Source organism: Pseudoalteromonas sp. P1-25 (genome assembly GCF_001401805.1).
In the GTDB taxonomy this organism is placed as follows: domain Bacteria; phylum Pseudomonadota; class Gammaproteobacteria; order Enterobacterales; family Alteromonadaceae; genus Pseudoalteromonas.
Map to the genome: position 1 here is coordinate 1 of NZ_LKDW01000152.1, position 212 is coordinate 212.

A 212-nucleotide genomic window follows, 5' to 3' on the forward strand; every position below is an offset into this window, starting at 1 on the left:
GCGGTGTTATCAAGTTCAACTGTATCCTCAGCTGTAACAGGGTTACCTGCTACATCGGATACGCTGGCTGTAGCGGTGAGTGTGCCGTCATTTAATGCGCTTGCGTCAATCGGGTCGGTAACGTATTCGCCGTTTTGTACAAGTGCCGTGGTTTCAACTTGGTTTGTGCCATCACTGATGATCACCGTCACGGTTTGACCGTCTTCCACATC

1 protein-coding gene is annotated in these 212 nt (G+C 50.5%); it reads right to left on the minus strand.

Annotated features, from left to right (window positions below):
* A partial coding sequence (locus tag AN393_RS20375; protein ID WP_161804188.1) for an Ig-like domain-containing protein occupies nucleotides 1-212 on the minus strand: 212 nt, incomplete at both ends.